Consider the following 17,326-nt stretch of genomic DNA (forward strand, 5'->3'; position numbering starts at 1 on the left):
ACCGGCTACATCACCGACTGACTTTCTCTGCACGGCCTTCGTGCGCACGCAGATCGCGGACCTGACCGGTGAGCGCCAGTGCTACGTGGGCGACTACCGGCCCGGTGAGCCGTCGACGAGCAACCACAACACCGGCAACGCGTTCGACTGCACCATCTCGAACGCGATCGGCCAGTACCCGAACGCCTCGCAGGGCTGGAAGCTCGCGAACTGGCTGAAGCAGCACGCCGTCCGGCTCGACGTCCGCTACGTGATCTGGGACGGCGAGATCTGGAGCGTGGCCCGCGCGTCCGAGGGCTGGCGCACCTACACCGCCGGCAGCGGTGTGACGGGTGGTCACCACGACCACGTCTCGATGCAGAACCCTTACGGCGACTGATCAGCTGATCAGGCTGTCCAACAGGTTGTCCCGACGCAGACCGGGTGTGCCGAGCAGTTCGGCTGCCCGGTTCGCGTGCTTCTCCAGCCCTGCCTTGGCGAGCACGAGACGGGCGACTCCTTCGCCGTAACGGTCCCCGCGAGCGCTCGTGATCTCCAGGCAGCGTTCGGCGTCCTTTGTGGCCGGTGCGGGCCTTCCCGCGGCCAGCAGCACTTCCGCACGGCACAGCAGCGCCTGCCACTCGTCGTTGTGCTCGCCCGTCACCCGGCACAGTTCGATGCACTCGTTCAACGCGGCCTCGGCCTCGGCCAGCCGCCCGAGCTTGAACAGAGCCTGCCCCTGTGATGCCAGCGCGTAGGCCGTTCCAGCCTCGTCCGCGTGTTCACGCGCGTGCCCGAGGCTCTGCGCGGCGGCGTCGAGCGCTTGTTCGTACCGTCCGGCCACCTGGTGCACCTGGGCCAGCGCGGACAACGGAACCCGTTGCGCGCCTGCCGGTCCGTGCTCCTCGGTGAGCTTGATCGCCTGCACCAGAGTCTCCGAGGCCTGCTCCAGCTCGCCCAGCTCGCGCTGGATCGTGCCGATACCGGCGAGCGCGCGGCCCTGTCCGAACGGGTCGTCGGCGCGCGCCTCCAGCACCTCTTCCAGCTGGGCGCGAGCGGTTTCGAACGAGCCGATCCTGCGGTTCGCGGCCGACCGCACCAGCAGCGCCGTCTGCGACGCGGCCGAACCACCCGCCGTGCGGGCGGCCTGGTCCGCGATCTGGCCCAGTTCGACCAGGTCCGCGACTCTGTCCTGTTTGAACAGATGCGGGTAGAGCATGTGCGCGATCGCCAGGGCGTCCTCGGCCAGCGCCGGTTCGGCCACCGCCGAACGCGCTGCCGCCAGCAGGTTCTCGGCCTCGTCGGTCAGCCACCGCAACGGCTCGTCGAGGTCTCCGGCGGCGGAGTATCCCAGCGCGCCGTAAGCGTGCGGCCGCAGCTTCTTCAGGGCCGCGGCAAGCGTTTCGCGGTAGTGCGTGAGCGCACGGGCGAGAGCGTCGTGCTTCTCGTCGTTCACGTGCTCGGCGCCGAACAACCGCAGCAGGTCGTGCACCCGATACCGCTCCGGCCCGCGGGGTTCCACGAGTTTGGCGTCCACCAACGGATCCAGCGCGCGGTCCACGTCGTCCTGCCCGAGCAGCGCCTGGATCACCGGCTCGCCGACGGAAGGCACGTTCAGGCAGCACAACAGGGTGAACGCCCTGGTCGCCCCGGCGTTCAGGCCCTCGAAGCTCAGCTGGAAGCTCGACCGGACGCCGAGGTCGTCGAAGTTCAGCTCGTCCAGCCGATGACGCTGGTCCGCGAGCCGTTTCGCCAGCGTCGCGGTCGTCCAGTCCGGCCGCGACCGCAGCCGCGCGGCCGCGATCGTGAGGGCCAGCGGCAGGTGGTCGCAGGCCTTCGCGACCTGCTCCGCGGCCGGGCTGTCGTCTCCCAGCAACCGCACCGCGTCGTCCCGCGGCAACGGGTCTAGCCGGACGTGCCGCGCGCTCAGCGTGGCCAGCATCCGGCGGCTGGTGATCAGCACGGCTGAGCCCGGTTCGCCGGGCAGCAGCGGGCCGACCTGAGCCGCGTCCACTGCGTTGTCCAGCAGCACCAGCACTTTGCGCCTGGCGAGCGTCGACCGGTACAGCGCGGCGGCTTCGGACGGGTCCGTCGGCACGGCCAGCGGCGGCGTGCCCAAAGCGCGCAGGAACCGCCTGATCACCTCGGCGGGGGAGAGCGGCGAACGGCCGGGCGTGGCGCCGTGCAGGTCCACGTACAGCTGTCCGTCCGGGAAACGTTCGGCCATCGCGTGCGCGGCGGCGGTGGCGAGCGCGCTCTTGCCCTGCCCGCCGGGCCCGTGCACGGCGATCACGGTGTCTGAGGTGCCCGTGATCAGCTCGATCTCCGCACGGCGCCCCACGAACGGGTCGGGTTTGGCGGGCAGTTCGCGCGGCACCGCCGGGATGTCGCCCCGCAGGATCGCGGCGTGCAGGTCCTTGAGCTCCTGGCCCGGATCGAGCCCGAGCTCCTCGGCCAGGAGCCGGCGGCCCTCGTCGTACGTCCTGAGCGCGTCCGCCTGCCGTCCGCTGCGGTGCAGGGCGACCATGAGCGCTCCCCGCAGCCGTTCCCTGGTCGGGTGCTCGGTGACGTACCCGGTCAGCTCTCCGACGACCTCGTGGTGCCGGCCGTCCTTGATCGCCTTGTCGACCCGGCGCTCGACCGCCCCGAGCCGCTCCTCCTCCAGCTGGTTCGCGAGCTGGGTGTTCGTGGTCAGCTCGGCCAGCGCCGGTCCGCGCCAGTGCGCCAGCGCCTCGTCGGGGTCCTGCGCGTCGCGGAAGAGCCGCAGGTCGAGCGACCGGTCGGGGATGTCGAGCCGATAGCCCTGCCGCGACCACTCCAGCGACACCCCGGGAAGGTCCTTCAGCGCTCTCCTGAGCTGCGAGACGTGCACCTGCACGGCCTTGCGCGCGCTGGCGGGCGGATCGCCGTCCCAGAGGACCGACATGAGGTGGTCGACGCTGACGGTCTGACCGGTGTGCAGGAGCAGCAGCACCAGGACCTGTCGCGGCTGGCCGGCGGGAACGCGGACGTCCCGCCCCTCGTGTGTGACGAGCAGCGGCCCAAGCACCCCGAACCGAACGCCGTCCACGGCCCTCACGATAGTCCGTTGATCTCCGCTCCCACCTCGTCCAGAACCAGCAACGGTCAACGACGAAGGTCGCTTACCGACCAACGGGTCGGAAATATCGGTGGTACGAGGTGTGCGAATCACGGCCAAGCAGCGAAAAGTCGTGCGAAAATCGATCGGGGACCACCCGCGGGCAAGGATCGGCGACACCCGAGATCAACGCGGAAAGCAGAACCGTGATTTGCGGTAGCGTCGTATTAGTGGGTCACCTCATTGGAGTAACGACGGTGCCGCGATCATCCCGAGTCGGGCATCATCACGTGGCTCGACCAAGTCGTAGAACGAGGGGTCTCGTGTGACCATCTTCCGTACCGGCCACACCGGGGCGTGGTGGATGTACCTGGTGGCAGGTCACCTGCTGCTGGGCGTCTACTACCTGATCCCGGTCAGTCCCGCGGGGACGACGGGGCAAACGGTACGGGTGGTGCTCTACTGCACGATCAGCGCGTCGGCCGCCATCGCGACATTCGCCGGTGTCAAGCGCAACCGCCCCCAATGGCGGCGGCCATGGGTGTTCCTCGCACTCAGCCAGGTCGTTTACGCGATCGCCGACCTCACGTTCTACGCATCGCACTACATCTTCGAGTACACGGTTTACCCGTCGTACGCGGACATCTTCTACCTGGGCCATTACCCGTTGATGGTGGCGGGCGTGATCCTGCTGATCCGCCGCCGCACCCCCGGCCTCGACCTGCCCAGCCTGCTCGACGCCGCCGTCCTCGCGGTCGTCGCGGGCATGGCGTCCTGGCTCTACGTGATCGGCCCGCAGGCCCGTCTCAGCTCGCCGGTCCTGGTGAAGATCGCCTCGCTCGGCTACCCGATGATGGACCTGGCGCTGTTCGTGGTGGCGCTGCGACTGATCTTCGGGGCAGGACCTCGGCCCCGCGCGTTCGTCCTGCTGACGGCCAACCTGCTGGGCATCCTGACCGCGGACACGATCTACGTGCTGCAGCGCCTCGACGGCAGCTACCACGCGGGCAACTTCCTCGACGCCATCTGGCTGTCGGCGAACCTGTGCATCGGCGCGGCGGCGTTGCACCCGACGATGTCGCGGCTCGGCGACCGCGCGCACGTCAAGGACGTCGGCCTGAGTCGCGGCCGGATCATCGCGCTGTGCTCGGCCGCCCTCGCCGCGCCGGTGCTGATGCTGGTGCACGACGTCGGCCAGTCCTCGCAGGACGTCCTGGTGATCGCCGCGGGCAGCGCGCTGCTGTCGCTGCTGATCATCGCCAGGCTCGCGGGACTCGTCGCGGACCAGCGGAAACTCGCGATCACCGACAGCCTCACCGGCCTGCACACGCGCAGGTTCTTCGAAGCCCAGCTGCCGTTGGAGATCTCCCGCGCCCGGCGCAACGACGGATCGGTCGCGGTGTTCATCATCGACGTCGACCGCTTCAAGTCCATCAACGACAACTACGGCCATCCCGCGGGCGACGACGTGCTGATGGAGGTCGCGGCCCGGCTGCGCGCGGCTTCCCGATCCGGTGAAGTCCTCGCTCGTTACGGTGGTGAGGAATTCGCGCTGCTCGTCCCGGAGGCCGGTCCCGGCCGGTTGTCCGTGATCGCGAACCGGTTGCGCGAACGCGTCGCGGAGAAGCCGATCCCGGTCAACTCGGGCAACGACGACATCCCGTTGTTCGTCACGGTGTCGGTCGGCTCGGCGAGCTTTCCGACGCACGGCGACGGTCCCGACGACATCGTGGTGATCGCGGACCGCGCCCTGTACGCGGCGAAAGCGGCGGGGCGCAACAGGATCGCGGTCGGGCCGGAGCCGTTGCCCGCGGTCGACCCGGACACCGACGGCGCGATGGCGGAGTTCCTCTGCCAGGTCGCGGACCGGGTGGACGGCTGGCTGCACCGCTACGACCACAGCCGTTCGGTGTCGCGCTGGGCCGGTGTGGCGGCGGGGGAGTTCGGCCTGGACGCGCCGACGACCAGGGTCGCGCAGCTCGCCGGTCGCCTGCACGACATCGGCAAGGTCATCATTCCCGAGGTCGTGCTGACCAAGCCCGGCGCACTGTCCGAAGAGGAATGGCGGCTGCTGCGCCAGCACCCCGACTTCGGCTACCGGCTCGCGCGGATGGTGCCGGGGTTCGCGGGCGTGGCGCACGTGATCAGGCAGCAGCACGAACGCTACGACGGCGCGGGCTATCCGGACGGACTGCGCGGCGCGGACATCCGTGCGGAAGCAAGGATCCTGTCCGTCTGCGTGGCGTGGGCCGCGATGCGGTCCAATCGTCCACATCAGACCGCGCTGGACGAGAACCGCGCGCGGCGGGAACTCTGGGCAGGCCGCGGCGAACAGTTCGATCCGGACGTGGTGGACATGTTCCTCGACCTGCACACCCAGGGCAGCATCGGAATGTTGCGTCCGTCCGGTTTGTCCGTTCAGGAGGCGGGTTTTCCGGCGGAGTTCAGGCCTTGATCATCTGACGATGGCATGCTCTGCGCCATGAGCACGGAGTTCGCCATTCCCGCCGAGGTCCCGAGCCCGGAACGGCCGGCCCCACCCGGCGGGCCACTGGGCAGGTGGTTGCTCGCGGACCGCGTGGCGCCGTCCGGTCCGGAGAGCCACGAGTCGCACGCCAAGCCGCACGCGTGGTGGAAGGTCATGACGCTCACCGGCGTCGACTACTTCTCCACGTTGTCGTACCTGCCCGGCATCGCCGCTCTGGCCGCCGGCGCGTTGTCCCCGCTGGCGACGTTGCTCATCGTGGCGCTGACGCTGCTCGGCATGCTGCCGATGTACCGGCGGGTGGCGCGGGAGAGCCCGAACGGCCAGGGTTCCGTGGCGATGCTGGAGGACCTGCTGCCGTTCTGGCGCGGCAAGATCTTCGTGCTCGTGCTGCTGGGGTTCGTGGCGACGTCGTGGATCATCACCATCACGCTGTCCGCGGCCGACGCCTCGGTGCACGCGCTGGAGAACCCGTACGTGCCGGAGTCTCTGCACGGCGCCGAGCTCTGGCTGACGATCGTGCTGCTGCTGATCCTCGGTGGCGTGTTCCTGATGGGCTTCAGCGAGGCCGTGGGCGTCGCGATCCCGTTGGTCGCGGTGTTCCTCACGTTGAATGCCGTGCTGGCCGTGGTCGGGCTCGTGGACGTCTTCGCGACGCCGGACGCCCTTGATCGCTGGATCTCGGCTCTGGGCTCGCACGGCGACGGGTTCTTCGGCGTCATCGGGCCGGCGATTCTGGCGTTTCCGTTGCTGGTGCTCGGTTTGTCCGGCTTCGAGACCGGCGTGAGCATGATGCCGCTGGTCGCCGCGTCCGGCAAGACGCCGGAGGAGCGCATGGAGAGCCGGGTGCGCAACACCCGCAAGCTGCTGACGACCGCCGCGCTGATCATGTCGGTGTACCTGGTCGCGACGTCGTTCATCACCACCGTGCTGGTGCCGCAGGAGAAGTTCGCGCCCGGTGGTCCCGCGAACGGTCGTGCACTGGCGTATCTCGCGCACGAGCTGCTGGGCGAGGCGTTCGGCACGGTCTACGACATCAGCAGCATCCTGATCCTGTGGTTCGCCGGTGCGTCGGCGATGGCCGGTCTGATCAACATCGTGCCGCGCTACCTGCCCTCCTACGGCATGGCACCGGAATGGGGACGCGCCGTTCGTCCCGTCGTGATCGTCTACACGGTCATCTGCATCATCATCACGATCATCTTCAAGGCCGACGTGAACGCGCAGGCCGGCGCCTACGCCACCGGAATCCTGGCGATGATGGTCTCCGGATCGTTCGCGGTGACGGTGTCCGCGTGGCGCAAGAGGCAGCGGGGCGCGGGGATCGGCTTCACCGTGCTGACGCTGGTGTTGCTGTACGCGTTGGTGGAGAACGTGATCGAGAAGCCCGATGGCATCACGATCTCGTTCGGCTTCATCCTCGGCATCGTGGTGATCTCCCTGGTGTCGCGGATCTCCCGCACGACCGAGCTGCGCGTCGACAAGATCAAATTCGACGAGGACGCGCGCAGGTTCATCACCGACACGATCGAGAACGACGGGCGCATCACGTTGATCGCGAACCGCCGTCAGCAGGGCGACAAGGACGAGTACGACGAGAAGGAGGCCGAGCAGCGCGGGATGAACCCGGTGCCGGGCACGGCGGACGTGATCTTCCTGGAGATCGACATCGTCGACCCGTCGGCGTTCAGCCACGTGCTGTGCGTGACCGGCGTCGAGGTCGACGGCCATCGCGTCCTGCGCGCCTCCGCTCCGGCCGCACCGAACGCGATCGCGGCGATCCTTCTGGCGTTGCGCGACTCGACCGGCGTGATCCCGCACGCGCACTTCGAGTGGTCGGAGGGGAACCCGCTCGGGCACCTGTTCCGCTACCTGATCCTCGGCCGCGGCGATACTCCTCCGGTCGTACGGGAAATCATCCGCTCGGCTGAATCGGATCCGACTCGACGGCCACGCGTGCACGTCAGTTAGCTGGAAGACTCCCTCTGTACGTCCGACTACAGGGGGAAGGACGCTATATGTTCCGCAAGTTGTTGGTATCACTCGTTGTTCTGGGAACGGCGGTGGCGGGGATCGCACCCGCCGCCGCCGATTCCGCTTTCCGGCCAGTGCGATCATGCACTGACCTGGTGCGTTCGTTCGACGTGCCAGACGCGCGCACTCGCGTCACGTCGGCGGTGGTCGTCAGTGGTGCCAAGGAGTTCTGCGACGTCCGCGGCACGATCGAACCGAATGTCGGCTTCCAGCTGAAGCTGCCGACCCGCGGCTACCAGGGCCGCTATCTCCAGTACGGCTGTGGCGGATTCTGTGGAATCATCGGCGATCCGGCCTTTCCCGCGGGCTGCGGCCCCGCCTTCGGTGACGCCGCGGTGGCCGCCACGGACGACGGCCACCAGGTCTCGCTGGAGAACCCGTTCGACACCACCTGGGCCATCAACGACCAGAAGGCCCGCGACGACTACTTCTTCCGCGCGCCGCACGTGTTGTCGAAGGTGTCCAAGCACCTCATTTCGGTGTTCTACGGCAAGGCGCCGGTGAAGTCGTACTTCAGCGGCTGCTCCAACGGCGGTCGTGAGGGCCTGCTGCTGGCCCAGCGCTACCCGCGTGACTTCGACGGCGTCATCGCCGCCGCGCCGGCCGCCTACTACGGCGGGCTGATCGGCTACCAGGCGTGGATCGCGCGCAACACCATCCCGAACGACAAGATCGTTCTGTTGCACGGCGCGGTGATGAACGCGTGCGACGGCCTGGACGGACTGGTGGACGGGCAGATCGACGACCCGCGCCTGTGCAAGTTCGATCCGGGAACGCTGTCCGGCCAGTTGACCGACGACGAGGTCGCCCGTGTCCGCCGCCTCTACGCCGGCCCGTCCGACCACGGCACGCGGCTCTACCCCGGCGGTCAGCCGTACGGCTCGGAGATCTCGTGGACGTTCTGGCTGAACCCGTCACCGGGCCTGGGCAGGGGAATCGCCGCCGAGCTCGCGGACAACGGCCTCAAGCACCTCGTCTACCCGATCGGCAGGCCGCACTCGTCGCTGGAGAGCTTCGAGTTCACCACCCGTGAGTTCCGGCGCGTGGTGCCCGAGACCGTGAAGGCGAACGCGCTTTCGCTGGACCTGCGTGCGTTCCAGCGGGCCGGTGGCAAGCTGATCATCTGGCACGGTGCGGGAGACCAGGGCATCCCGTTCGAGGGCACGCTCGACTACTGGCAGCGGCTGACCGGCGGCAAGAACCCTTCCTGGGCAAGGCTGTTCGTCGTCCCGTCGATGTGGCACTGCAACGGCGGCGACACCCTGACCGACTTCGACCCGTTGCGCGCACTCGTGTCGTGGGTCGAAGGCGGCCAGGCGCCGTCCCGGATCATCGCCGAAGGCCGTGACCAGGACGGCAACGTCGTGCGCACCCGTCCGGTGTTCCCGTATCCGTTGCGCGCCAAGTACGACGGATCGGGCTCGGTGGACGACGCGGCGAATTTCGTCGCGGCGCCGGGATTCGGGTTCGAGGACCGGATCCGCTGGGCCGGGGAGGACCTCTACCGGTCCGGACCCGTCGCGCCCTAGCGGAACTTCTGGATGGCAGCGGTGATGGCCTGGTCCATGCTGCTGCCGTTCATGATCTCGTGGCCGGCGTCGTTCAGGATGACCAGTTCGGCGTCCGGCCACCTCTTCGCCACCTCCCACGCGGTGTGCAGCGGTCCGCCGAAGTCGTTGCGGCCGTGGATGAGCACACCGGGGATGCCCTTGAGCCTGTCGAGGTTGTCCAGGACGTGGTTCGGCTCGATGAACGCCTCGTTGCCCCAGTAGTGAGTCACGGTCCGCGCGAGCCGGTAGCGCGTGACGGGGTCGGCGTACCTCGTGCCTTCGAAGTCGTTGTCGCCGCCCGTGATCGTGGACAGGTCCCACTTGCTCCAGTCCCAGGCGGCCTTCTCCCTGACCGCCGGGTCCGGCGAGTTGAGGAGCCTGTTGTAGGCCAGGGCCAGGTTGCCGTCGCGATCTTCTTCGGGAACGCCGTCGCGGAAGGCGTCGAAGTGGTCCGGGAAGAACATGCCGAGGCCGCGGGTGATCCACGCGTGCTCCTCGGGGCGGGAGGTGGTCACCGCCGGGATGATGATCTCGCTGACCCTGGTGGGGTGCTGGATGGCGTAGGCGAGGATCAGGGTGGAGCCCCAGGAACCGCCGGCCAGCAGCCACTTCTCGATGCCGAGGTGCTCGCGGAGCTTCTCGGCGTCGTCGATCAGGTGCTGGGTGGTGTTGTGCTCCATGCTGGTCGCCGGATCCGCGACCGACGGGGTGCTCTGACCGCTGCCGCGCTGGTCCCAGAGGATCAGGTTCCAGTGGTCCGGGTCGAAGTCCTCGCGCCATCGGGGATGTGAGCCCGATCCTGGGCCGCCGTGGAACACGCACGCCGGTTTGCCGCCGGGATTGCCGCTGGCCTCCCAGTGGACGAGTTGGCCGTCGCCGACGTCGAGCATGCCCTGGGCGTAGGGCTCCACCTGTGGGTACATGGCGGCGAGACTATTGACGAACATGCCGACACGCCCACTGCCTTTACGGCTGCGGACGTGTGTGTGGCGTGCTTGTCCTGTTGCGGTGTCAGGACTTCTGCTTGGCGGCGATCTGGTCCAGCACCTCGGTCTGCGACACGATGATCTTGCCGGCCAGCGCCTTCGAGCCGATGTGCTCACCCTTGGCCTGGGCGTTCTTCGCCATGTCGACGCCACTGCGGAGATGGCGGGAGAGGGTGGCGAGGAAGAGGTCGTCGTACTGCTTGCCGGTGGCGGACTTCAGCGCCTCGACGTCCTTGACGGTCATCATGCCCGCCATCTTGTGCGTGGCGTTGGCGTCGTTACCGGGCACCTGGATGTTCCAGCTGCGCAGGTAGGTGGCCATCTGCTCGATCTCGCCCGCCTCGGCGTTGGCGATCTTGTCGGCCACGTTGATGACGAACTCGTCCTTGGACTTCGTCATGGCGACCTTGGCGATCTCGATCGTCTGGTGGTGGTGCGGGATCATCTGCAACGAGAACGTCGCGTCCGCCTCGTTGGCCGCCGGTTCGCCGGAGCTGCTGCCTCCGACCGATGAACAGCCCGTCAGCGCAACCAGCCCTAGCACGATGATGAGCAGACGCGCTCGCATGAAGCCTCCCGTCTCGCGGTTCCCTGACGAGGGATACGGGTGGCCGAAGTGTCCGGTTCAGCGAAAGTTTCGGAACCTAAGTGGTTCGGTGGAGTTCGAGCGCCGCCAGCACGCCCTGAACCACGTCGGGATGGCCCAGCGGAAGCGGTGCCGGGGTGTCGTTGGTGTGGTGGATGACGTGGGCGAACGGCACGTCCACCGCGACCTCGGGGTCGACCAGCAGGACCGAGCGCACGAGGTCCGAGTGGGCCGCGACCAGTTCGATGACATCCGCTGCGATCGGCCCGCTGGCGACCACGTCGAGCACGGTCGTGGTGTCGTCCCTGTGCCTGGTCAGCACGGTGTCCACAGTGGACTTCCAGCTCGGTGCGGCGGGAACTCGCAGCCACACGACTCGCAGGTGTTCGGTCAGCGGCCGCCAGGTCGCGGGAATCTCGTTGTGATTGGCTTCTCCGGCTGGATCGATCACGAGGACCGTGGGGGCACCTGCGGGTCCGTCGGCGACAACGCCGGGGCCGGCCGCCCTGCTGGGCTCGTCGAATTCACGCATGTCCTGGGATACCCAGTGCGCGGAGTTCGTACCAGTGGGCTGACTGGTCTGATCCAGTGACCCGAATGGCGGAGCGATAGGACCACTTGCTCGCGTGGACTTGTTGGTGCGCACCGATTTTCGTTCGCATCAGGTGGTTGCTTGACCACTTTCTGAACACCGGTTTATGGTCTAGACCACAGACCGAAACTGGATCGGTGAGCGCATCTGACGCGCTGCCGGTTCCCGCCCCCTGCCTACGGGTCCACCCGTTTGGGAACGATCCAAGGAGTTCGGACGAATGAAAATCATGCGTAAAGCGGCGCTCCTGATTGCCGCTGTCCCTGCCATCGTGCTCATCACACCGGTCGGTTCGGCGAGCGCGCACGGTTACGTGTCGTCGCCCGCCAGCCGTTCGGCGCAGTGCGCCAGGGGAGACGTCTCCGTCGACCTCTGCGGCCAGGCGAAGTACGAACCGCAGAGCGCCGAAGGCCCCAAGGGTCTGAAGAACTGCAGCGGCGCGACCAGCGCGAACAGCCCCTTCGCGCCGCTCGACAACGACAGCCTGCCCTGGAAGGTCACCAACACCGGCCAGACCCTGTCTCTGACCTGGACCTTCACCGCCCGGCACGCCACGCGCGACTACGAGTACTTCATCGGCGGCACGCGCGTCGGTTACGTCGCCGGCAACAACCAGCAGCCGAACAACCCGACCACGCACACGATCAACCTCGGCGGGTTCTCCGGTCGCCAGAAGCTGTACGCGATCTGGAACATCAGCGACACGGTCAACGCGTTCTACTCGTGCATCGATCTCAACATCAACGGTGGAGGCACGACTCCGCCGCCCACCACCACGACGACCACTCCTCCGCCCACCACGACGAGCAGCAGCACCACGACGCCGCCGCCCGCCGGTGGCACGTGGGCGGCGAACACGTCGTACGCGACCGGGCAGACCGTCACCTACGGCGGTTCGACCTACCGCTGCCGTCAGGCGCACACCTCGCTGACCGGCTGGGAACCGCCGAACGTGGCGGCACTGTGGGAGAAGATCTGATCCGATGAGGCGCCTGGTGATCGCGGTCGCGGTCCTGGCGCTGGCGGGGTGCGGCGGAGAGGCGATCGTGCCGGAGGGCCAAGGGGCTCACGGGCACGGCGCGTCCTCCGCCGCACCACCCGTTCCGGGTGCCAGCGCGAGGTTCAACGACGCGGACGTGATGTTCGTGCAGATGATGGTGGACCACCTGCAGCTCGGCATCAGCCTCTCGCAGGTGGGGCTGGCGAAGGCGACCAGCAAGGAGGCGAAGGACCTCGCGGGCGCGATCGACGTGACCCAGCGCGAGGAGCTCACGATGCTCAAGTCGTGGCTGAAGCTCTGGGGCAAGCCGGAAGGCGACGGCGCCAACCTGCACGCCGCCCACGGCGGTCAGCCGCTGCTCGACGACAAGGTCATCAACGAGACCAAGGACAAGAGCGGGGCCGAGTTCGACCAGCTCTTCCTCAACCTGATGGCGGGGCACCAGGGCGCGGGTGTGGAGATGGCGCTCGACGAGAAGAAGGAAGGCATGAACCCCGAGACGACGGCCTATGCCGAGCGGGTGGTCAACACCCGGCAGGGCCAGATCTCGCAGATGCTGAAGATCATCGGCGGAGCGTAGGCAGGCGCGTCAGCGGACGGGCAGCGTTCGGTCAGCGGCCCGGCGTTGCATCCCGTGCATGGACGTACTGATCTCGGGAGCGGGAATCGCCGGGCCCGCTCTCGCGCACTGGCTGACGCGCTTCGGCTTCTCCCCGGTGGTGGTGGAACGCGCGCCGTCGCTGCGCAGCGGTGGCCAGGCCGTGGACTTCCGCGGCGAGGCACACCTGTCCGTGCTCAGGCGGATGGGCGTGCTCGACGCGGTGCTGGCCGCGCGGACCACGCCGCGGGACATGGTGTTCCGCGGCGTCGACGGACGTGAGCGGGCACGGCTGCCCGCCTCGTTCACCGCCGGGGACGTGGAGATCCTCCGCGGCGACCTGTCACGCCTGCTGTACGAGCTGACCGTGGACCAGGTGCCGTACGTGTTCGGCGACTGGATCACATCGCTGCACGATGACGGTGATGGCGTGGACGTGACGTTCGCGCACGGGGCGCCAAGGCGGTTCGACTTCGTGATCGGCGCGGACGGGATGCGCTCCGGCGTGCGGCGGCTGGTTTTCCCCGAGTACCGGCCGAAGTTCCAGGGCTACTACTTCGCGATCTGGGACGCGGAGGGCGACGACCGGGACCTGACCTGCTCACCGGGCGTGCTGACCGCGCCGGGGTGGCTGATGTACAAGTCGCCGGTCCCTCCCGAACTGATGCCGGACGAGGTGGTGGCGAAGGGCGTCTACTTCGACTCCATCAGCCAGGTGCGCATGCCGGCGGTGAGTTCGGGGCGGGTCACGTTGATCGGTGACGCCGGATACGGATCCACGTTGGGCGGCATGGGAACCGGGCTCGCGGTCGTCTCCGCCTACGTGCTGGCGGGGGAGATGGCGTCGGGAGGCGACGCCTTCGCCCGGTACGAGGCGCTGATCGGGCCGTACGCCCGCGGCAGCCAGGGCAATCCGGGGCCGTTCCTCGCACCCGGCAGCAGACTCGGGATGTGGGTGCGGGACCGGATGTTCGGGCTGCTCCCCAAGATGCCGATGTTCGCGCGGATGGATCTGCGCGCCGCTACCGCGATCGAACTCCCCGAGTACGCCGCAGTTCACTGAGCGCCGCGTCCACGTGCTGCCTGGCCGCGGTGTGCATCCACCCGAACCCGAGCTCCTGCTGGGCTGCCAGCAGGAGCTCCTCGGCCCGCTCGGGATCTCCCCGGCGCTGGGCGATCTTGGCCAGCCCGGCGTTGGCGAGCACCCGCGTGGCGGCCAGCCCCGCCTTCGCTGCCATCTCCAGCGCCTCGAGGTAGTCGCGTTCGGCCTGGTCCAGGTCGATGTCGAGCAACCGGTCCGCGCGCCGGGCCCGCAGCTCGGCCAACTCCTCGACGGCGCCCAGCTCGGCGACGGCCTGGAGTGCCTGGTCCGTCAGCGCGAGGGCTTCGGCCGGGTCCTCGGTCAGGGTGGCCAGCACGTCCAGGACCTGGGCCGATCCCCAGCGTTCGCCGATGTCCTGGAAGTGCCGCAGGGCTTCGCGGGACTGCTGGATCGCGACGGCGCGGTCGCCGCTGCCGGCCCAGGTGGTGTAGGCGTTGCTGAAGCCCATCAAGCCCTGGATCCAGGGGTCTTCGCTGCTCTCGATCTCGTCCTGGAGCGCGGTGCGCGGCGCGGCCGGGTCGGGAGGGCCGCTGAGCATGGCCCAGGCGATGAGCACGAACGGTTGCTTGATCGGGCCGTGCAACGCCAGGAGCTTCTCCTGCACGCGTTCGGGTTCGGCCAGGGCGAGCAGGACCGTGTACTCCTCTGTGGACTGTTCGGGCGTCCGGTCCAGCAGCAGGCGGGCCGCGCCCTGGACCTCCGTGCGGCTGCCCTTCAGGTACCAGTACCAGGCGAGGTCGCTGACGAGCCGCAACGCCTGCTCCGGCACGAACGAGGTGGTCCATTCCAGCGCCTGCATCAGGTTCGCGTGCTCGGCCATCAGCCGGGTGAACCACCGCACCTGATCCCGTTGGCGCAGCTCGGGATCCGCGCGGCGGGCCAGCTCCTGGAAGTACGCGGCGTGCTCGGCGTCGACGCGCTTGTGCTGCGAGCAGAACTCGCGGATGGTCTCCAGCATCCGGTAACGGCCGTCGTTCGCCTCCACCAAGGACTTGTCCACCAACGCGTCCAGCACCTCGACGTCGTGCCGGCAGACCTCCTCGACGGCCTCCAGGGTCGCCCCGCCGCTGAACGTGGCCAGGCACGCGGCCAGGTCGCGTTCCTCCTCGGACAGCAGGTCCCACGACCACTCGACGACCGCGCGCAGCGTCTGGTGACGGGGCGCGGCGGCGCGGTTTCCCTTGGTGAGCAGGCGGAAGCGGTCGTTCAGGCGGTCGGCGATCTCCTCGGTGGTCAGCGTGCGGGTGCGCGCCGCGGCCAGTTCGATCGCGAGCGGCAGGCCGTCCAGTTCCCGGCAGATGTCCACGGTGTGCTGGTCGCGCACGAACGCGGGGTTGACCAGCCGGGCGCGGTCGGCGAACAGCGCCACGCTCTGCTCGGGGTTCAGCGGGGGCACCGGGCACAGCGTCTCGCCGGTGATGCCGAGCGCTTCCCGGCTGGTGGCGAGGATGCGCAACGACGGGCACGTGCTGAGCAGGCGCCCGGCCAGTTCGGCGGCCTGGACGATCAGGTGCTCGCAGTTGTCCAGGATCAGCAACGTGTCGCGTTCGCGCAGGGCCAGCGTCAGGCGGTCTTCCGGCTCCAGCACGGTTTCCTTGAGCCCCAACGCCTGCAGGGCCGCCGCCGCGACGTCCTTGGCCGGTGCCAGGTCCACGAAGATCGCGCCGGGACCAGCGGCCTGCAGCGCGAGCCGGGTCTTGCCCGCGCCGCCGGGACCGGTGAGGGTGATGAGACGGGAGGAGAGCGAAGCGATCCGTGCGAGTTCCTCCTGTCTGCCAACGAAAGTGGTGAGCTGGGCGGGCAGTTCGCGGTGGGTCTGGCCGCGCAGGACCTGCAGGTGCACGGCGCGCAGTTCGGGGGACGGATCGGTGCCCAGCTCGTCGGCCAGCACGGCGCGCGCGTCCTCGAACGCCTGCAACGCCTCGGCTTGACGGCCCTGTTGGTTCAGCGCCTGCATCAGGTAGCCGCGCAGGCGTTCGTCCAACGGGTGCTGCCGCACCAGGTCCTGGATCTCCTGAACGTCCGCCTGGCCGAGCCGGATCCGTGCGGCGATCAGCGAACCCGAGGCGGCGGAGCGCTGCTCTTCCCAACGGGTCGCGTGGTCCGCCAGCGGAACGTCGGCGAGCGCCGGACCGCGCCAGAGCTGAAGTGCTTCGGACAAAAGGGATTCCGCTGCCTGCGAATCCCCCTGTTCCAACGCGGTCCGGCCCTCCGTTGCCAGCGCTGCGAACCGGTGCGCGTCGACCTGGGAGGCGGGCAGAGCCAAGCGGTATCCGGCCGGGTGGAACTCGATCAGCGACGTGTCCCCGAGCGCCCGGCGCAGGCGTGAGACCTGACCCTGCAAGGCGTTCGCGGCATCGGCCGGCGGTTCGGAGCCGTAGAGCTCGTCCACCAAACGGTCGAGCGGGACGATTTCCCCCACCCGGATCGCCAGCAGCGCCAGCAGAGTGCGCGGCCGAGGGCCACCCACCGCGATCTTGCCGTCGGGAGAGTGCGCTTCAACTGGCCCGAGAATGCCGATGTGCACGGTGTCAGCGTACGAAGCGCCCAGGACTCGTACCCAGCACACGGCGAAAGTGGCGCGTGAGGTGCGACTGGTCGTGGAACCCGGCCAGCACCGCCACCTCGGCCGCCGGCCGTCCCTCGACCAGATAGCCGCGGGCGAGATCCACCCGGCGCCCGGTCAGGTAGCGGTGCGGCGGCAACCCGAACCGGCGGCTGAACGCCCGCACCAGGTGGGTCGGGCTGGTCTGCAACTCCCGCGCGGCCGCGTTCAGGGTCATGCCGTCCGGCAGCGAGGCGTCCAGCAGCTGCCGCAACCGGTCGGCGAGCGTCGGATCCGCGTGCACGACGGGCGCGGTGCCGGCGAAGTGGTGCGTGAGGCGTTCGGTGATCAGCGCCAGCCTGCTCGCCGCCTCGAACGGCTCGTCCAGCGCCAGGTGCAGTTGGTGGACTCGGTGGCGCAGCAGAGGATCGGGCAGCATCGGCGTGTCCACGGCCTTGCCGATCAGGTCGGACGGCAGCACCGAGTCGTCCAGGTAAAGCACGCGCTTGTGGAACCCGGTCGGGTACGCGGATCGGCCGTCGTGCGGCACGTGGGGCGGCAACAGCGTGACGCCGTCCACGAGCGCGCCGTGCTCGTGACGGTCCAGTTCGTATCGCACGGCCCCGGTGTCGAGCACCATCAACGTCCACGCGTCGTGCGTGTGCGCCGGGTAGACGTGCGTGGTGAAGGAGGCGTGGAAGACCTCCTTGATGCCTTCCACCGCCGGTTTCCACGCGGCCACGCTCATGTCAGAAACGTACAAGACCGCACACGTGGGTGCCCGCGATCG

At 68.7% G+C, this 17,326-nt stretch carries 13 protein-coding genes; 7 read left to right on the top strand and 6 right to left on the bottom strand.

Annotated features, from left to right (window positions below):
- The first annotated feature begins 40 nt into the window (after positions 1-40).
- The gene (locus SK854_RS13205; RefSeq protein WP_319975363.1) at positions 41-379 is read left to right on the top strand and encodes a M15 family metallopeptidase domain-containing protein; all 339 of its coding nucleotides are present in this window, start codon (positions 41-43) and stop codon (positions 377-379) included.
- Here SK854_RS13205 and SK854_RS13210 read toward each other — a convergent pair whose 3' ends face one another.
- Positions 380-3,049, bottom strand: coding sequence for an AfsR/SARP family transcriptional regulator (locus tag SK854_RS13210; protein WP_319975364.1), 2,670 nt, complete (start codon positions 3,047-3,049; stop codon positions 380-382).
- Positions 3,050-3,383: 334 nt separating this feature from the next.
- Here SK854_RS13210 and SK854_RS13215 point away from each other — a divergent pair, with 334 nt between their 5' ends.
- The 3 genes from SK854_RS13215 to SK854_RS13225 all read left to right on the top strand — a co-directional run bounded on the left by SK854_RS13215 (position 3,384) and on the right by SK854_RS13225 (position 9,106).
- Positions 3,384-5,513, top strand: a complete 2,130-nt coding sequence (locus SK854_RS13215; RefSeq protein WP_319975365.1) for a bifunctional diguanylate cyclase/phosphohydrolase — start codon at positions 3,384-3,386, stop codon at positions 5,511-5,513.
- Between the two features lie 27 nt (positions 5,514-5,540).
- Positions 5,541-7,514, top strand: a complete 1,974-nt coding sequence (locus SK854_RS13220; protein WP_319975366.1) for an APC family permease — start codon at positions 5,541-5,543, stop codon at positions 7,512-7,514.
- A 158-nt stretch (positions 7,515-7,672) separates the two neighbouring features.
- Complete coding sequence (locus tag SK854_RS13225; RefSeq protein WP_319975367.1) at positions 7,673-9,106, top strand: tannase/feruloyl esterase family alpha/beta hydrolase; 1,434 nt, start codon at positions 7,673-7,675, stop codon at positions 9,104-9,106.
- Here SK854_RS13225 and pip read toward each other — a convergent pair.
- From pip to SK854_RS13240, 3 genes are all read right to left on the bottom strand, one after another.
- Positions 9,103-10,050, bottom strand: a complete 948-nt coding sequence (gene pip, locus SK854_RS13230; protein WP_319975368.1) for a prolyl aminopeptidase — start codon at positions 10,048-10,050, stop codon at positions 9,103-9,105. The genes SK854_RS13225 and pip overlap by 4 nt on opposite strands.
- An 88-nt stretch (positions 10,051-10,138) precedes the next feature.
- Entirely contained in the window at positions 10,139-10,681 is a 543-nt protein-coding gene (locus SK854_RS13235; protein ID WP_319975369.1) for a DUF305 domain-containing protein, read from the bottom strand.
- A 76-nt stretch (positions 10,682-10,757) separates the two neighbouring features.
- Positions 10,758-11,231: a hypothetical protein gene (locus SK854_RS13240; protein WP_319975370.1), complete on the bottom strand. Its 474-nt coding sequence runs from the start codon at positions 11,229-11,231 to the stop codon at positions 10,758-10,760.
- A 280-nt stretch (positions 11,232-11,511) separates the two neighbouring features.
- Between SK854_RS13240 and SK854_RS13245 the strand changes: the two genes are divergently transcribed.
- From SK854_RS13245 to SK854_RS13255, 3 genes are read left to right on the top strand one after another with little or no spacing between them, the layout of a single operon-like run.
- On the top strand, positions 11,512-12,270 hold the full coding sequence (locus SK854_RS13245) for a lytic polysaccharide monooxygenase (protein ID WP_319975371.1): 759 nt from the start codon (positions 11,512-11,514) through the stop codon (positions 12,268-12,270).
- Between the two features lie 4 nt (positions 12,271-12,274).
- The gene (locus SK854_RS13250) at positions 12,275-12,871 is read left to right on the top strand and encodes a DUF305 domain-containing protein (protein WP_319975372.1); all 597 of its coding nucleotides are present in this window, start codon (positions 12,275-12,277) and stop codon (positions 12,869-12,871) included.
- A gap of 58 nt (positions 12,872-12,929) precedes the next feature.
- On the top strand, positions 12,930-13,952 hold the full coding sequence (locus SK854_RS13255; protein WP_319975373.1) for an FAD-dependent monooxygenase: 1,023 nt from the start codon (positions 12,930-12,932) through the stop codon (positions 13,950-13,952).
- On the opposite strand, the gene SK854_RS13260 is transcribed toward SK854_RS13255, so the two are convergent.
- Both SK854_RS13260 and SK854_RS13265 read right to left on the bottom strand, forming a co-directional pair.
- Positions 13,912-16,518 carry a BTAD domain-containing putative transcriptional regulator gene (locus tag SK854_RS13260; RefSeq protein WP_319975374.1) on the bottom strand — a complete coding sequence of 869 codons (2,607 nt, stop codon included), beginning with the start codon at positions 16,516-16,518 and terminating at the stop codon, positions 13,912-13,914. The two genes, SK854_RS13255 and SK854_RS13260, sit on opposite strands and share 41 nt — an antisense overlap.
- A 4-nt stretch (positions 16,519-16,522) precedes the next feature.
- The gene (locus tag SK854_RS13265; protein WP_319975375.1) at positions 16,523-17,284 is read right to left on the bottom strand and encodes an AraC family transcriptional regulator; all 762 of its coding nucleotides are present in this window, start codon (positions 17,282-17,284) and stop codon (positions 16,523-16,525) included.
- Between the last annotated feature and the right edge of the window lie 42 nt (positions 17,285-17,326).

The organism is Lentzea sokolovensis (genome assembly GCF_033949975.1).
Lineage (GTDB): Bacteria > Actinomycetota > Actinomycetes > Mycobacteriales > Pseudonocardiaceae > Lentzea > Lentzea sokolovensis.